This is a genomic window from Pedobacter sp. NEAU-ZC8 (genome assembly GCF_059278965.1).
The window spans coordinates 81665-96789 of sequence record NZ_JCAJXC010000017.1 but is presented as its reverse complement, the minus strand read 5'-3'; the positions used below and the strand labels follow the sequence as shown (position 1 = coordinate 96789).

Here is a 15125-nt window from a genome sequence, read left to right as displayed (position 1 = left end):
GCAGCAGTTTATCAGATCTCCCCGGGTAAGAACGCAAACTTTCTCTCCATATACCTGTCGAATATACAGCGGGATGTTTCGGATAGTTTTGGGCTTTATTTTGTTGTGCAAACTCACCCACATCCAACTGCCTGATTCGCTTCCTGTTCGTCAGGCCAGAGATTTACCGCCGGCTTCCTTCAGATTCCTCCTCGCGAAGGACACCCTTGCCTTAGGTTAACGCTTCCCACTATCAAGGCGCGTTCGGGACTTTCACCCTATAGTTTGCGCCCGTGCCGGGCGCACACACAAAAAAGTGCCGGCAGAATGAACTGCCGGCACTTTATATGTATTGCCTATATCTATCCTAAAAAGATATAGCTATTGGCTATTGATAGTTTTTAGCGTTGATTTTACGTGCATTCTCTGTTAAGTGAATTTTACGTAAACGCATACTGATCGGCGTTACTTCAATGTACTCATCCGCCTGGATGTATTCCATCGCTTCTTCCAGTGAGAACTTAATTGCTGGTGCGATACGAGTGTTATCATCTGTACCCGAAGCACGCATATTGGTTAGGGCTTTACCTTTAACAATATTTACAACTAAGTCGTTATCACGGATGTGCTCACCAACAATCTGACCTTCGTAGATATCAACACCTGGATCAACGAAGAAACGGCCTCTATCCTGAAGTTTGTCAATAGAATAAGCAGTAGTAGTACCTTTATCCATAGAGATCATTACACCACTCAAACGACCAGGGATTGTTCCTTTCCAAGGCTCGTAAGCTTTGAACCGGTGTGCGATGATCGCTTCCCCTGCGGTTGCTGTAAGTACGTTATTTCTCAAACCGATGATACCACGTGCAGGAATATCAAATTCCAAATGCTGAAGATCACCTTTTGGTTCCATGATCAACAACTCACCTTTACGTTGTGTAACCAACTCAATTACTTTACCAGCAACTTCACCCGGTACGTCAACGATCAAAGTCTCGATTGGCTCACATTTTTTACCATCGATTTCTTTGATGATAACCTGTGGCTGACCAACCTGAAGTTCGTATCCTTCACGGCGCATGGTTTCAATAAGTACTGATAAATGCAGAATACCCCTTCCGTATACCAGGTAAGCATCAGGAGATTCGGTTTCAACAACTTTCAAGGCAAGGTTTTTCTCCATCTCTTTGTACAAACGCTCTTTCATACGCTGAGAAGTAACGAATTTACCTTCTTTACCGAAGAAAGGAGAGTTATTGATGGTGAACAACATGTTCATGGTTGGCTCATCAATACTGATTACCGGTAGTTGTTCCGGAGCATCGAAATCTGCAATGGTATCACCAATTTCGAAACCTTCAATACCAACTACGGCACAGATATCACCAGAAGCTACTTCAGTAGCTCTGATTTTACCCAGACCTTCAAAGGTATATAGTTCTTTTACTCTTGACTTCACCATTTTACCATCACGTTTGATCAGGGTAATAGGCTGATTTTCCTTGATGGTACCACGGTGTACACGACCGATTGCGATACGACCTACGAAAGAAGAATAATCAAGAGAAGTAATTTGCATCTGTAATGTTCCTTCATTGGTTGGTGCTGCAGGGATTGAAGCAACAACGGCATCCAATAGCGGGAACAAATCAGTTGTAGGCTGTTTGTAATCTGTACTCATCCATCCTTGTTTAGATGAACCATAGATTACAGGGAAGTCCAACTGATCTTCTGTAGCCTCAAGGTTGAAGAACAATTCAAAGATTTGCTCATATACCTCTTCCGGGCGACAGTTTTCTTTATCTACTTTATTTACGACAACAATAGGTTTTAGGCCTAATGCCAAAGCTTTTTGAGTTACGAAACGAGTTTGTGGCATTGCACCTTCGAAAGCGTCACAAAGCAACAATACACCGTCAGCCATCTTTAATACCCTTTCAACCTCACCACCAAAATCGGCGTGACCAGGGGTATCGATAATGTTGATTTTATAATCTTTGTACCTTACTGAAACGTTTTTAGAAACGATGGTAATCCCTCGTTCACGCTCCAGATCATTGTTATCCAGAATTAAATCACCTGTTTGCTCGTTGTCACGAAAAATGGAACAAGTGTGTAAAATTTTATCAACCAAGGTGGTTTTCCCGTGATCGACGTGTGCTATAATAGCTATGTTTCTAATTTTTTGCATAAAATGCGCCTGTATTTTGGCGCAAAGATAAGGTTTTTAATCGTAAAAACCGCCTATGAAAGAGGCTAATATCTTGATACTAAAAGACTGCCGTTCTTGGGAAGGCCCAACAAAGGAAGGCAGGTAGTGCCTTTGCCCAGCATGGCACTTCATGGCGGCCACCAACCATCTCATAATAGAATACCTCATCCGGACGGCTATATCCTTTATCCATCAGTTCTTTGATGATGTCGATCGTGTCGTCGATGGAGTCTATGATAAAGTTTTGGTTACGGTCTTCCGTTTCATCTTCCGTACCGGTCATCAGCCAAACTTTGAGCTCCGGCTTATGGCTTGTTTCCCTGATCACCTGGTGCATGATCCTGTCTTCGGGAACATAGCCATCGCTCAGGTCCCTGGTCCGCCACCAAAAAGAGGCTGAAAAAGCACCAACGACGTCGAAGATCTGACTGTGGTGCCAGGCAATATCGAATGCACTGAGCCCACCCAGGGAAAATCCGGCAAAGCCTACTTTAGCTTTGTTCTTCAGGTTCAACTTCTTTTCCAATTGCGGAAGCAGCTCCGTAATGATGAAACGGCTGTAAAGATCGGCCTTCGAACCTCGGTTCTGGAAGTCCGGGCGCCCGGCTACGCCGTATTCATTCATCCGGTCGTCGGAACACTTGATTGCGACCAGCACCAGGGGATCGATCCGCTGGGTCGCATATAGATCTTCCAGCGTCTCCTTGAGCTGAAGTCCTTCGGCATCCTGGCCATCATTTAGCAGCAGCAGGTTCATTGGAATATTTCCGGAAATACCCGCAGGCATATAAACAACATACTCCACCGGCCGTTTCAGCGGTGTAGATTTAAGTGTATGCGTACTGATTTGCAATCCCCGGATCATCATGATTAACCTATTTACAACCCGCTTAAGCAAAATGTTTTCCACAATCTGGAATTAACGAATAAAAACAAGGCGCGATGTATAATAAATTTTGCAATACGACCGCTTTTCCGCAACAAAAGAATCGTATTCTTGTTACAGAGAAGTTCTTCGTATCTTATTATCTAAATTACCTCTATGCAGGAAGAATACATCAAATGGTACAGTCCAAACCTGAGTATGGACATCGACATGCTAACCTTCGGCCATGGCGGTTTTCCGGTCCTTTTATTTCCAACCAGCCAGGGCCGTTATTACGAGAACAAAGACTTTAAACTTATTGATTCCATTCAGCATTTCATCAACGCAGGTAAAGTGAAGGTCTACTGTCCCGACGGGATAGACAGCTTAAGTTTTTATAACAAAGGTGTACACCCATCGGAAAGGATCCGCAACCACATCTGGTACGACAAGATGTTGCTGGAGGAGGTGGTTTCGCGGGCGCAAAATGATACCGGGCATCACAAGGTAATCACTGCAGGTTGCAGCTTCGGCGGTTACCATGCCGCAAATTTTGCTTTCCGTTACCCATGGTTGGTTTCGCATATGTTTAGCATGAGCGGTGCTTTCGATATTCGCGGGCAGTTTGATGGGTTTTACAATGAGGATGTTTACTTCCACAATCCGGTGGATTACCTGCCGGCAGCGAACAACCCCGAGCTTTGGAACATGAGGATCGTGCTTGGCACATCAGACCGCGACATCTGCAGGCCCTATAATGAACAATTATCAGAAATCTTAAATAAGAAGGGGATCTCCCACTGGCTGGATATCCGGCCCAACGCCGACCATGACTGGCCGATATGGCGGGAGATGTTTCCTGATTACCTATCTAAACTATAAAAAAACTAAAAAGCATCAACGATGAAAAAAATTGGAATTTTATTCGGACAAGAAAGATCTTTCCCTGAAGCCTTTGTAAATCGTGTAAACGAGTTGGCAGCGGGAGAATTTGTTGCGGAATATGTAAACATTGACAAAATTTTCCAGGCTGAACCACTGGATTACGCTGTTATATTGGACCGTATTTCTCAGGGCGTACCTTTTTACCGCGCTGCGATGAAGAATGCGGCCAGCACGGGTACTGCGGTGATCAACAACCCGTTTTGGTGGAGCGCAGACGAGAAGTTCTTTAACAACGCTTTAGCCGTGAAGCTCGGTATTCCGGTACCGAAGACAGCGCTGATTCCTTCACGTGAATTGCCCGCAGACACGACAGACGAATCTTTCAGTAACCTGGCCTACCCATTGGATTGGGATGCCATATTTGAATATACCGGATTCCCGGCATACATGAAGCCTTTTGACGGCGGTGGCTGGAAGGACGTTTACAAGATCAACGACAAAGAAGATTTCTTCGAAAAGCATAAAGAAACCAAACAGCTGGTGATGATGCTTCAGGAAGAAATCAAATTTGAAGAGTATTATCGCTGCTATTGCATTGGGGGCAAGTATGTGCGCATTATGCAATATGAGCCGAATAATCCTTTCCACCTGCGTTATGCTGTTGACAAGGCACCGTCCAGCGAAGAACTGCTGCAAACGATGCACGATTACGTGATTAAGCTGAACCAGCACCTGGGTTACGATTTCAATACCGTAGAGTTTGCCGTTCGTGATGGCATTCCATACGCGATAGACTTCTGTAATCCGGCACCAGATGCGGAAATTACCAGCGTTGGTGAGGAGAACTTCAATTGGGTGATTGAACATGCAGCATTATATGCGATTGAACGCGCCCGCGCGCACAAGCCAAACCAGGATAATCTGACCTGGGGAGAATATGTTAAAGGATCGGTGAAGGCTGGATCAAAGATCAAACTTGAGGCAGCAGAAGATATTCCGGTTACCGAAGAACTTGCAGCACCGGTAGAACTGGAGCCACAAAAGAAAACGACAAAAGCAAAGAGCACGACCGCTAAAAGTTCCAAGGCCAAGCCTGCGGCGAAAGCTGACGATGCCAGTCAGGCGGCCCCTGCAGCGGAAAAGAAATCTACCGCATCGAAGGCTTCGACAAAACCTGCTGCAGCAGAAAAGCCAAAAGCTGAAAAAGCAGCCAAACCTGCAAAGACGGCAGCTAAAACAGCAGCACCAAAAGCCAAGAAGGAAAGCAGTACAAAAAAATAGTATCCACTTAAGCGGATTGTCATGAAAAACGAGTTTACACTTGGCATTGAAGAAGAGTACATGGTTGTTGATCCGGTGACCCGGGAACTCACTTCGCATGACCAGAAGATTGTTGATGCGGCACAAAAGATCCACAAGGACCAGGTGAAAGCAGAGATGCACCAGGCCGTTGTGGAAGTTGGAACGGGCATATGCACGGATACTACCCAGGCCAGAAAAGAAATCTCCCAGCTGCGATACACGGTATCGCAGCTGGCTGGAGAACAAGGCCTGCGGATCGGTGCTTCCGGCACCCACCCTTTTTCGCATTGGGAAAAACAATTGATTACCGAACATCCGCGGTATAGTGAGATCGTAAATGAACTTCAGGAAGCGGCAAGATCCAACCTGATCTTTGGATTGCATGTACACGTTGGCTTCCAATCCAGGGAGCTGGCGGTACACATCGCCAACCAGGTGCGGTACTTCCTGCCGCATGTATTTGCACTATCCACCAACTCACCATTTTGGGAATCCAGGAACACGGGTTACAAGTCTTTCCGTACCAAGATCTTCGATAAATTTCCCAGAACCGGCATTCCTGACATCTTTAACAGCATCGAAGATTATGATAATTATGTCAAATTGCTGATCAAAACCAACTGCATTGATAATGCAAAAAAGATCTGGTGGGACATCCGCGTGCATCCATTCTTCCAAACCATCGAATTCAGGATATGTGATTGCCCGATGTTAATTGACGAGACAATGGCGCTTACAGCCCTTTTTCAGTCCCTTTGTGCTAAGCTGTACCAACTTCGGTTAAGAAATATGTCGTTCATCAACTATTCTCGTGCACTGATCAATGAGAATAAGTGGCGTGCGGCACGTTACGGGATTGACGGAAATCTGATTGATTTTGGCAAGGAAATGGAGGTGAACTGCCGAAACCTGATTTTAGAGCTACTTGATTTTGTGGATGATGTTGTTGATGACCTGGGTTGCCGGGAAGATATCAACTATGTTCACAAAATGCTGGTAAACGGAACAGGCGCAGACCGGCAGTTGGCCGTTTATGAACAAACGGGCAAATTGGAGTCGGTTGTAGATTTTATAACCAACCAAACGCTAATAGGAGCGCGACAGTAAAAAATGGATAGTATTAAGAAGATAAAGGTTGCTGTGATCGACATGAATAATGGCGCAGCGAACCAGGGTATGCGGGGGATTATAGAAATTTTAGGTAAGTACGAACAGGATCATGATGTTGCGTTTTCACTTGAAATTTTTGACTTAAGGCAGAAAGGTGAACTACCAGGCCTGGATCACAACCTTTATATCTCTACCGGCGGGCCGGGCAGCCCTTATGATGGCGAGGGTGAAGATTGGGAGAACCGGTTTTTTGAGCTGCTCGAGAAGATCCATGAACATAATTTAAGTGGCGAACAGGAGAAGAAATACGTATTTCTGATCTGCCATTCCTTCCAGCTGGCATGCAGAAAATTCGGGCTGGGTAATGTGACCGAACGTAAGTCCAACGCCTTTGGGATATTCCCAATAAACTTAACGGAAGAAGGTGAACAAGAACCCTTCTTTAAAGGCCTCAGCAATCCTTTCTATTCTGTAGACAGCAGAGATTGGCAGGTTATAGAACCTGACGAAGCTGCATTTGCCGCATTTGGCGCCAAGATCCTGGCCCTGGAAAAAGAAAGACCTAATGTAGATCTGGAACGTTGCATTATGGCCATCCGTTTTTCGGATGAGATCATAGGTACGCAGTTCCATCCGGAAGCAGATCCGACCGGGATGCGTATGCATCTGCTTCGTGAGGATAAAAAGAAGTCCATTATAGAAAATCACGGCGAAGAGAAATACTATGACATGCTTGACAGTCTTGAACATCCGGAAAGGATCTCTCTTACACAAAGCGTGATTTTGCCGAACTTCATCACCAAAGCAATTTCGAACACCTTACAAGAAGTTTAATTATGATCAGGTCATACCGGGAAAGTTTCAATGCAAACTTTACAGCAGCGAAATATGAGGCATTTCTGAACAAAGCAGATGAGGGCTTCCCGACCATTGAATTCAGACTTGCCGAGACGCCCGTATTTATTCCCGATGACCTTAAATCAGAACTGATCAAAGCCGGAGAAGAGATCGTCAACTTCATCAAACTTCCGGGGTTTAAAGCTTTGACGAAGAAGGCTATTCCATTTGAATGGGAGGTACCTTTTGAAAATAGTCACCCGCATTTCCTCACGCTTGATTTTGGCATTGTCAAAGATGCAGAAGGCAAGTTAGTGCCGAAGTTGATCGAGCTGCAAGGCTTTCCATCGTTGTATGGCTTCCAGATGCATCTTGCAGATTTGTATAAGACGGTCTTTGACCTAGACCCTAGCCTTACGCCGTACTTCAATGGCCTAACCAGGGAAAGCTATATTGAGCTGCTTAGAAGGGTAATTGTTGGTAACCATCCACCACATCAGGTTGTACTCATGGACCTTGATGTAAATAAGCAGAAGACTGCAATAGATTTTTACATTACCGCAAAACACCTGGGCATCAAGGTTATTGGACTGGAAGACATCTTTAAAGAAGCCGATCACATTTGCTACCGCGAAAACGGCGTAAACGTGCGGATCAAACGAATTTATAACCGACTGATCTTCGATGAGATTAAAGACGATTTCAGCTTATTTAAGGAATGTTTCGACCCGCGGGAGATCATTGATGTCGAGTGGATGACACATCCAAACTGGTTTTACCGGATCAGTAAGTACACGATGCCATTTTTGGAAAGCAAGTATGTACCGGAGAGTTTCTTCCTGCATGAAGTGAAAACATTGCCGCCGGATTTGGAGAACTACGTTTTAAAACCCTTGTTTTCGTTCGCCGGGATGGGGGTGATTATCGATGTGAATAAAGAAGATATTTTGAAGATCGAAGATCCGGAAAACTGGATCCTACAGGAGAAAGTACAGTACGAACCTGCACTACAGGCTCCTGATGGTGGTGTTAAGGCAGAACTGCGCTTGATGTACATCTGGCCGGATGGCGAAGAGCCCATATTGGCCATTAATCTGGCGCGATTAAGTCGGGGTAAAATGATTGGGGTACGTTACAATAAAGATTTTGATTGGGTAGGCGGTACTGTAGGGTTGATGCGCCCATAATTTGACATTCGATCGACCAGCAAAATCACTGATAAGGTTAAATTTGAATATGGATTTACAAGCTGTATTAGTAGCCATTTTGTTTGCGGCGGCCCTGTTCTACATCGGCCGGATCATTTACCGCTCCATTAAACCATCAAAAGATGGTGGTTGTGCTACCGGTTGCAACAAATGCAATGTAGATTTCAGCAATATCGATCCTAAAACGAAATAGATTTAAACTATATGCTTGAAAAGTTTAAATCCTACCTTCAACAACGGATCGCACTAACAGATGCGCAATTCGATGTCATTGCAAAAGACCTTAAAATAAAGACCTTCCTGAAGAACGAACTGATCTTGTCTCAGGGTGAAACCAGCACCAGAACGTATTTTGTACTCGAAGGTTTGTTACGTAGTTATTCTATTGACAGTAAGGGGAAGGCACACATCATTCAGTTCGCGCCGGAATCCTGGTGGATATCCGATCGTAATGGCCTGCTTAACAACGAGGCTTCTGATTTCAATATGGATGCCATAGAGCCTACCACTGCATTGATCATTCCAAAAGATTTTTTTTGTACCGCCGCGGTAAATGCACCCGAGTTTACCTTGTTAAATTCAACAATGCTGAATAATGCCATTCGTTTTATGCAGCGGCGCATAAACCTGCTGCTGGCTGCAACTGCAGAAGAACGTTACCTGGATTTCATTAAGTTGTATCCCAATCTGACGCTGCGGGTGCCACAATGGATGATCGCTTCATATCTGGGCATTACACCGGAATCACTGAGCCGGGTGCGTAAAGATCTTGTGCACAAGCCTTTAAAATTCTGATTTCTTAACATACATCAACGGTCACAAACACAGTTCTGCTTAACTTTGTTGTATCAAAATAACAAATCTAAATCAGACTATCATGGCAACAACTAAATGGATATTAGATCCAACACATAGTGAATTACAGTTTAAGGTTAAACACCTAATGATCACCACGGTGACCGGCAGCTTCAGGAATTTCACTGCTGAACTGGAAAGCGAAGCAGATGATCATTTTGAAAATGCTAAGGCGAGGTTTAGTGCTGAAGTGAGTTCGGTGGATACTGGTAATGCAGACCGTGACAACCACCTGGTGACAGGCGATTTCTTTGAAGTTGAAACTCACCCTACCATGAGCTTTGAATCTACATCCATCACCCGCGATGGCGATGACTATAAAGTATCTGGCGATATTACCATTAAAGGGGTAACCAAACCGATCGTTCTTGATGTGGAGTTTGGCGGTATCGCTGTTGACCCTTGGGGAAATACTAAAGCAGGCTTTACTTTAAGCGGTAAATTGAAAAGAGGCGACTTTGGCCTTACCTATAATGCTACCCTTGAAACTGGCGGTGTAATGCTGGGTGACGAGGTAAAGATCTTAGGTGAGCTACAATTTGTGAAACAAGCATAAGAAAATATATCAGCCATTCTGTGGCGATGACGAACCTAGGTTCGTGAGACATGCTAAAAAGCCGGGTGAATCCCGGCTTTTGCTTTATTTGTTCTTGATGCCTTCCTGGTTGCTTTGTTTCACGCCATCAGCACCGCCATTTGCCGAACGGTTCTTACTTACGCTATCCCGTAAAGTGGTATTGATGTTGCTTTGGCTTAAGCCTGTGGTGTCTGCAGCACCTGAATCAGAACCAGAAGAAGTCTGCCCGCTGGCGGAATTCATTGCTGGAACTTGTGTGGTATCCAGTCTTACCGAATCTGCAACAGATTCATCGCCTTTATCTCCGAAAGAACAAGCACTCATGGACAGCACTAAAAAGGAAAACGCTAAAACCGGTTTGAATAAACTTTTCATAATTAGGATTTTCTTTTATTAACCTGCAGCTTCCCGGAATTGTTTTCTGAATTTACCCCGGCGTTTTTGAGTTTCGAGAAATACCAGCCGACTTCTTTGGATGCAAAGATGGTGGCGGCAGGGCAATTAGCTTTCGGTTTGACTAATGCTTTTCATCCGTTTAACTATGCTTTTCAATCAAACAAACCGCATAGGCGACAACACCTTCTTCCCTGCCGATGAAGCCCATGGTTTCGTTTGTAGTGGCTTTAATGGAGATATCATCGATAGAAATACCGATTGCTGTTGCAATATTCTGCTGCATTTGTGGAATGTGAGGATTGATTTTTGGTGCTTCCAAGCACAACATCGCATCAATGTTGCCAACGTCAAAACCTTTTTCCTTTATCAGCTTAACGGTTTCCTGAAGCAGGATCATGCTGCTGATACCTTTCCATCTCGGATCAGTGTTCTTGAAGTGAAAGCCGATATCGCGCAGGTTTGCCGCCCCAAGCAGGGCATCGCAGATCGCATGGAGCAACACATCCGCATCTGAGTGCCCGAATGCGCCTTTATGGTGCTGAAGATCTACGCCGCCGACGATAAAAGGGTGATTGTCCTTTAACTGGTGGACATCAAAACCGAAACCTACCTTGATTTTCATGATTATATATTTTGCTATGGCCCGATCAGCCCTTCACGATAATGTTCTATTTGGCCGAAATTAAACATTAAGCCAATCTTTAGCGTATTTGCCATCGGACTTTTTTCCATGTTGACCGGCAGATAGGCAACATCAAAGTTTATCTTCTGGTATTTAACTCCTGCCCCGAGACTCAGGAAACTGCGATTTCCTTTGGCCGGATGTCCATATACATAGCCGGCACGAATTGAGAAAGCTTGTTTGAAAGTGTATTCGACACCGAAGGAACAGCTAATTTCAGCAATTTCTTCCTTAATGGAGCCGTCGCTAAAGGATCTCCAGATGCTGGATGGAAAGCCAGTGACCTTTTCATTATTGCCCGATGTATTTACCCTAACCGGGACCAGCAACTTGTTGAAGTCTGCAGCGAGGGTTAAACGGCTTAGATCATCAATGGCGAGCGCCGCGGAGCTGCCGAGCTTGAGGTTGGCAGGTAGGTAATGATATGCCCCGCCGGGATTGCCAAGACTACCCGGGCCAATGTTAGAAAGATTTGCGCCCCCGGCAAATGTTGCATTATAACCGAAGAGCCTGCCTGGCCTGACCAGGTACGCAGATACATCGACGGCTAGTGCAGCACTTGCAGAACGAAGCGCAGTGCCCTGCTCGTTTAAGGCGAGCCGTGATTGAGCATACCGGGTTGTTATGGCCAGCGAAAAGTCTGGGCCGAGCTTTCGTGCATAACTGATGTCAAAGGCATATTCCACTGGATGGACAATACCGAGCAACAGCGAATTTTCGTCCCGGAAGGTGCTTTCACCAAGGGCGAAATAGCGCATTGATATTCCAATCGCCTGCTGACCGGAGTTCAGATAAGCGCTGAAATAACTTAAACTCATGTCTTTGACGACACCCTGCAGCCATGGATTGTAAGAAAGGCCTAAGCCGGCTTTAGAAGGTAAAAAGACGATTGCTGATGGATTGATACTCAAATTATTTACATCTGGATCACGGGCTACACCTGCTTCGCCCATCGCCGCTGCCCGGGCATCCGGTGTGATGCTCAGAAAGGGGTAGCTTGTAGATATGGCAGTATAATTGCTATGGGATTGACTGTCAGAATTTAGATTTTGCGCGGCAACCATTGAAAATCCGGCAAAAACAAGGCCTATCGCGAGCAGAAATTTTGTTGAAGCGCTCCAATTCATCTGTAAAATGTAATTATTAATCTACTTTTACAATTTACAAGAGATCCGTTTACATCAAAAGCAAGTTTCGATATTATTAATTAAATTTTGAACATTTATATATTTTGGTGCGTAACTTAATTTTTTAGTAATTTTAACACTCAAGTTTATCGCTTTGCGTCTATGAAAAAAACATACCTATATTCATTATTTGCATTACTAATTATTGGATTATATTCCTGTAAATCCAAGACCGTCAGCAAGTCGGACAAAACAGGATGGAATTATAATGAAAAAGAATTCGGAGGCTTTCAGGTTCCAGCTAACTATGACCGGGGTGCACCAGGACCCGGACTTGTAGCCATTGAAGGTGGTGTTTTTGTAATGGGTGGAAGTGCACAGGACGTTCCTGGTCAGGAACTTGGCAATTATAACCACAAGCGCGAGATTACAGTATCTTCTTTTTACATGGATGAAACGGAAGTTTCAAACACCAACTGGCTGGAGTACCTGGACTGGATCAGACAGTCTTATCCTGATGATTACGAATATTATTACAATGAACTTCCAGATACCTTGGTGTGGCGCAGACCGTTATCTTACAACGAGCCATACGTAGACAATTACCTGAGACACCCTGCCTACGGAGACTATCCGGTAGTTGGCGTGACCTGGGAGCAGGCACAACGTTACTGCACCTGGAGAACATCAAGGGTTAACGAATTGCTTTTACGTTCTCAGGGTTACATGACCTCTTTCGAAGATTTATATGGCACCGGCAAGGGCCGCAAGAAGGATCAGGTTCAGGCGGCACCAAGACCAGAGGGTCCTTTCAATACAGATGTATACTTGAATGGACAATATGATGATCGCGGTAAAAACGCGATGAAAGATCTTGGGACTGCAGCGACGAACCCAACGGGTAAAAAAGGCGATACGCCGACCAGAAACGTAAGGTTGGAAGATGGTATTCTGAAGCAACCTTACCGCTTGCCTACAGAGGCAGAGTGGGAATATGCTGCATTGGGCCTTATCGGAAATACACAGTATGAAAACATTGCATCCAACAAGATTTATCCATGGGATGGATTAGGCTTGAGCTCTGCTAAAAAGAGCACCCGGGGTATGATCCTTGCCAACTTTAAACGTTCTAAAGGTGACTACATGGGTGTTGGCGGCTCATTGAACGATAAAGGAAGTTTAACCGTAGCGGTAAGATCTTACTTGCCGAACGATTTCGGTTTGTATAACATGGCTGGTAACGTGAACGAATGGGTTGCCGATGTATTCCGTCCGACTACATTTGAAGCTGCTGAGGCTTTTAACCCATATAGGGGTAATTACTTCCAGGATAAAAAGCTATTAGAGCCAGGATCGGCTAAGATCGCTGTAGATAAATACAACAATCCTATTCTGGTTCCGGCAACCAGTGGTAAAAAACAAACCTGGGCAGAAAAGCAAGCAGCATTGGCTGCAACTACAGCAACAGATTCTCTGGGTAATACGACCGTGGCAAGCAGTTATGTTGCCGATCAAAGAGGTCACCGTGACAGACAGAATGAGCTTTACGGCGAAATTACGCTGGTAAATGATAAATCAAGGGTTTATAAAGGAGGATCATGGGATGATCAGGCATTATGGTTAAACCCTGCTACAAGGCGTTTCCTTCAACAGGATGAGGCAACAGCAGATATCGGTTTCCGTTGTGCAATGACGATGTTAGGTGCTTCGGAAATTAGTCCAAGAAGCAGTAATAGCTTCAAAACTAAAGCGCCAAGAAAATTCAATCCTAAAAAGATTTAGCACTTGTCATGAGCATAAACAAGAAAAGGAGCCATTTGGCTCCTTTTCTTGTTTATGCTCATGAAGGATTTCGTGGCCCTTATTGGAACTGTAGCAATACTGTATTCTTTTCGATCTTGTCGCCTTGTGCAACATGTATTTTCTTTACCACGCCATCGGTTGTAGACTTTAGAATATTCTCCATTTTCATGGCTTCAAGAACAAGCAGGTTATCTCCTTTCTTCACTTCGGTACCTTCGGATACCATGATCTTTAACACAAGCCCAGGCATCGGCGCCTTTATTTCCCGGATCTTGGTCCCTGCCGCAGCATCCATACCCAGCTGCTTCAGCAATAGATCAAACTGATCTTCTACCTGTACAGTATACAAAGTTCCGTTAACTTTGATCATTGCGGTCTTTTCCAGGGTTTTGAGCTCGACTACTTCAACGTTGTAAGATTTGTTCTGGTAGATCACACTGGAGGTGTTTGGATGGGTGAGTGCTTGCACATCCAGATCTACTGGAGAGCCGTCGACCTCGAAGTGTGTATCTGTTTTATCGACCTCAAAAAGCAGCTGATCATTTACTTTAACTTTATACATATGGATGCAGGTTAACGATTAATATAGTTTAGCTCGAAGCAAGCGGCCAGCGCGGCTGTTTCCGTGCGCAGGCGAGTAGTTCCAAGTGTCACTGGCATAAAGCCCTGCCCTAGCGCAGAACTGATCTCCTGTGGGCTGAAATCACCTTCAGGTCCAATCAGCATCAGGTAATTGCCATGTGGTTGAACAAGATCTTTGATAAAGCTTCTTTCGGCATCATCGATACAGTGGGCTATTAACTTTGAAGCGGTCGTTTGTTGTTGCAGAAGCTGCGCAAAAGTTATCGCCGGATGGAGTACCGGATGATAGGCCTGTAAGGATTGTTTTACCGCGGAGGTAATTACCTTTTGCAGACGATCCTCCTTCACGACCTTACGTTCAGAACGGTCGCAGATGATCGGTGTGATCTCATCAATGCCGATCTCGGTTGCTTTTTCTAAGAACCATTCCACCCTGTCGATATTTTTGGTCGGTGCAATTGCGATATGTAAATGATGGTTCCGTTTCTGGTATGCCTTTGTGGTTTTAGTGATCAGCAGTTCGACATGTTTCTTGGACGCTGAGTCAATCTGGGCTTCATAGAGCCCCCCTCTCCCATCAACAAGATACACCTTATCCCCCGCAGCAAGGCGCAGCACCCTACTGCAGTGTTTACTTTCTTCTTCGTTTAAGGTGTAATGATCCTGATCCTGAAGATCCGGTGTATAGAAAACATGCATAGC

16 protein-coding genes are annotated in these 15125 nt (G+C 44.8%); 9 read left to right on the top strand and 7 right to left on the bottom strand.

Going from position 1 to position 15125, the window contains the following annotated elements; genetic code table 11:
- Positions 1 to 367 precede the first annotated feature (367 nt).
- On the bottom strand, positions 368 to 2173 hold the full coding sequence (gene typA / locus AC5WJX_RS14150; protein WP_440430867.1) for a translational GTPase TypA: 1806 nt from the start codon (positions 2171 to 2173) through the stop codon (positions 368 to 370).
- Between the two features lie 79 nt (positions 2174 to 2252).
- Positions 2253 to 3104, bottom strand: coding sequence for an alpha/beta hydrolase (locus tag AC5WJX_RS14145; protein ID WP_494485030.1), 852 nt, complete (start codon positions 3102 to 3104; stop codon positions 2253 to 2255).
- Positions 3105 to 3236: 132 nt separating this feature from the next.
- Between AC5WJX_RS14145 and AC5WJX_RS14140 the strand changes: the two genes are divergently transcribed.
- The 8 genes from AC5WJX_RS14140 (at position 3237) to AC5WJX_RS14105 (ending at position 9812) form a co-directional block, all read left to right on the top strand.
- Positions 3237 to 3941, top strand: coding sequence for an esterase family protein (locus AC5WJX_RS14140; protein ID WP_494485029.1), 705 nt, complete (start codon positions 3237 to 3239; stop codon positions 3939 to 3941).
- 21 nt (positions 3942 to 3962) lie between these two features.
- A complete protein-coding gene (locus tag AC5WJX_RS14135; RefSeq protein WP_494485028.1) occupies positions 3963 to 5225 on the top strand; it encodes an ATP-grasp domain-containing protein in 1263 nt (420 codons plus the stop codon).
- A 21-nt stretch (positions 5226 to 5246) separates the two neighbouring features.
- Entirely contained in the window at positions 5247 to 6353 is a 1107-nt protein-coding gene (locus tag AC5WJX_RS14130) for a carboxylate-amine ligase (RefSeq protein ID WP_440430873.1), read from the top strand.
- A 3-nt stretch (positions 6354 to 6356) separates the two neighbouring features.
- Complete coding sequence (locus AC5WJX_RS14125) at positions 6357 to 7190, top strand: type 1 glutamine amidotransferase (RefSeq protein WP_494485027.1); 834 nt, start codon at positions 6357 to 6359, stop codon at positions 7188 to 7190.
- A 2-nt stretch (positions 7191 to 7192) separates the two neighbouring features.
- Positions 7193 to 8380, top strand: coding sequence for a hypothetical protein (locus tag AC5WJX_RS14120; protein ID WP_494485026.1), 1188 nt, complete (start codon positions 7193 to 7195; stop codon positions 8378 to 8380).
- Positions 8381 to 8429: 49 nt separating this feature from the next.
- Positions 8430 to 8594, top strand: a complete 165-nt coding sequence (locus AC5WJX_RS14115) for a FeoB-associated Cys-rich membrane protein (protein WP_440430878.1) — start codon at positions 8430 to 8432, stop codon at positions 8592 to 8594.
- 11 nt (positions 8595 to 8605) lie between these two features.
- Positions 8606 to 9196: a Crp/Fnr family transcriptional regulator gene (locus AC5WJX_RS14110; protein WP_494485025.1), complete on the top strand. Its 591-nt coding sequence runs from the start codon at positions 8606 to 8608 to the stop codon at positions 9194 to 9196.
- Between the two features lie 82 nt (positions 9197 to 9278).
- On the top strand, positions 9279 to 9812 hold the full coding sequence (locus tag AC5WJX_RS14105; RefSeq protein ID WP_494485024.1) for a YceI family protein: 534 nt from the start codon (positions 9279 to 9281) through the stop codon (positions 9810 to 9812).
- A gap of 84 nt (positions 9813 to 9896) precedes the next feature.
- Here the strand turns inward: AC5WJX_RS14105 and AC5WJX_RS14100 are convergent, their stop codons facing one another.
- The 3 genes from AC5WJX_RS14100 to porV all read right to left on the bottom strand — a co-directional run bounded on the left by AC5WJX_RS14100 (position 9897) and on the right by porV (position 12038).
- Positions 9897 to 10208 carry a hypothetical protein gene (locus tag AC5WJX_RS14100; protein WP_440430883.1) on the bottom strand — a complete coding sequence of 104 codons (312 nt, stop codon included), beginning with the start codon at positions 10206 to 10208 and terminating at the stop codon, positions 9897 to 9899.
- A 160-nt stretch (positions 10209 to 10368) separates the two neighbouring features.
- Positions 10369 to 10851, bottom strand: a complete 483-nt coding sequence (gene ispF / locus AC5WJX_RS14095) for a 2-C-methyl-D-erythritol 2,4-cyclodiphosphate synthase (RefSeq protein ID WP_494485023.1) — start codon at positions 10849 to 10851, stop codon at positions 10369 to 10371.
- A gap of 14 nt (positions 10852 to 10865) precedes the next feature.
- Positions 10866 to 12038: a type IX secretion system outer membrane channel protein PorV gene (gene porV / locus AC5WJX_RS14090; protein WP_494485022.1), complete on the bottom strand. Its 1173-nt coding sequence runs from the start codon at positions 12036 to 12038 to the stop codon at positions 10866 to 10868.
- Positions 12039 to 12200: 162 nt separating this feature from the next.
- Between porV and AC5WJX_RS14085 the strand changes: the two genes are divergently transcribed.
- Positions 12201 to 13820, top strand: coding sequence for an SUMF1/EgtB/PvdO family nonheme iron enzyme (locus tag AC5WJX_RS14085; protein ID WP_494485021.1), 1620 nt, complete (start codon positions 12201 to 12203; stop codon positions 13818 to 13820).
- A 79-nt stretch (positions 13821 to 13899) separates the two neighbouring features.
- Here AC5WJX_RS14085 and AC5WJX_RS14080 read toward each other — a convergent pair whose 3' ends face one another.
- Positions 13900 to 14403, bottom strand: coding sequence for a biotin/lipoyl-containing protein (locus AC5WJX_RS14080; RefSeq protein ID WP_494485020.1), 504 nt, complete (start codon positions 14401 to 14403; stop codon positions 13900 to 13902).
- An 11-nt stretch (positions 14404 to 14414) separates the two neighbouring features.
- Positions 14415 to 15122, bottom strand: coding sequence for a 16S rRNA (uracil(1498)-N(3))-methyltransferase (locus AC5WJX_RS14075; protein WP_494485019.1), 708 nt, complete (start codon positions 15120 to 15122; stop codon positions 14415 to 14417).
- Positions 15123 to 15125: the final 3 nt, after the last annotated feature.

Bases quoted from the DNA above. Each gene is read 5' to 3' on its own strand.
- AC5WJX_RS14125 (WP_494485027.1), top strand. From the start codon at position 6,357: ATGGATAGTATTAAGAAGATAAAGGTTGCTGTGATCGACATGAATAAT.
- AC5WJX_RS14140 (WP_494485029.1), top strand. From the start codon at position 3,237: ATGCAGGAAGAATACATCAAATGGTACAGTCCAAACCTGAGTATGGAC.
- AC5WJX_RS14075 (WP_494485019.1), bottom strand. From the start codon at position 15,122: ATGCATGTTTTCTATACACCGGATCTTCAGGATCAGGATCATTACACC.
- porV (WP_494485022.1), bottom strand. From the start codon at position 12,038: ATGAATTGGAGCGCTTCAACAAAATTTCTGCTCGCGATAGGCCTTGTT.
- AC5WJX_RS14110 (WP_494485025.1), top strand. From the start codon at position 8,606: ATGCTTGAAAAGTTTAAATCCTACCTTCAACAACGGATCGCACTAACA.
- AC5WJX_RS14120 (WP_494485026.1), top strand. From the start codon at position 7,193: ATGATCAGGTCATACCGGGAAAGTTTCAATGCAAACTTTACAGCAGCG.
- AC5WJX_RS14115 (WP_440430878.1), top strand. From the start codon at position 8,430: ATGGATTTACAAGCTGTATTAGTAGCCATTTTGTTTGCGGCGGCCCTG.
- ispF (WP_494485023.1), bottom strand. From the start codon at position 10,851: ATGAAAATCAAGGTAGGTTTCGGTTTTGATGTCCACCAGTTAAAGGAC.
- AC5WJX_RS14085 (WP_494485021.1), top strand. From the start codon at position 12,201: ATGAAAAAAACATACCTATATTCATTATTTGCATTACTAATTATTGGA.
- AC5WJX_RS14135 (WP_494485028.1), top strand. From the start codon at position 3,963: ATGAAAAAAATTGGAATTTTATTCGGACAAGAAAGATCTTTCCCTGAA.
- AC5WJX_RS14080 (WP_494485020.1), bottom strand. From the start codon at position 14,403: ATGTATAAAGTTAAAGTAAATGATCAGCTGCTTTTTGAGGTCGATAAA.
- AC5WJX_RS14130 (WP_440430873.1), top strand. From the start codon at position 5,247: ATGAAAAACGAGTTTACACTTGGCATTGAAGAAGAGTACATGGTTGTT.
- typA (WP_440430867.1), bottom strand. From the start codon at position 2,173: ATGCAAAAAATTAGAAACATAGCTATTATAGCACACGTCGATCACGGG.
- AC5WJX_RS14100 (WP_440430883.1), bottom strand. From the start codon at position 10,208: ATGAAAAGTTTATTCAAACCGGTTTTAGCGTTTTCCTTTTTAGTGCTG.
- AC5WJX_RS14105 (WP_494485024.1), top strand. From the start codon at position 9,279: ATGGCAACAACTAAATGGATATTAGATCCAACACATAGTGAATTACAG.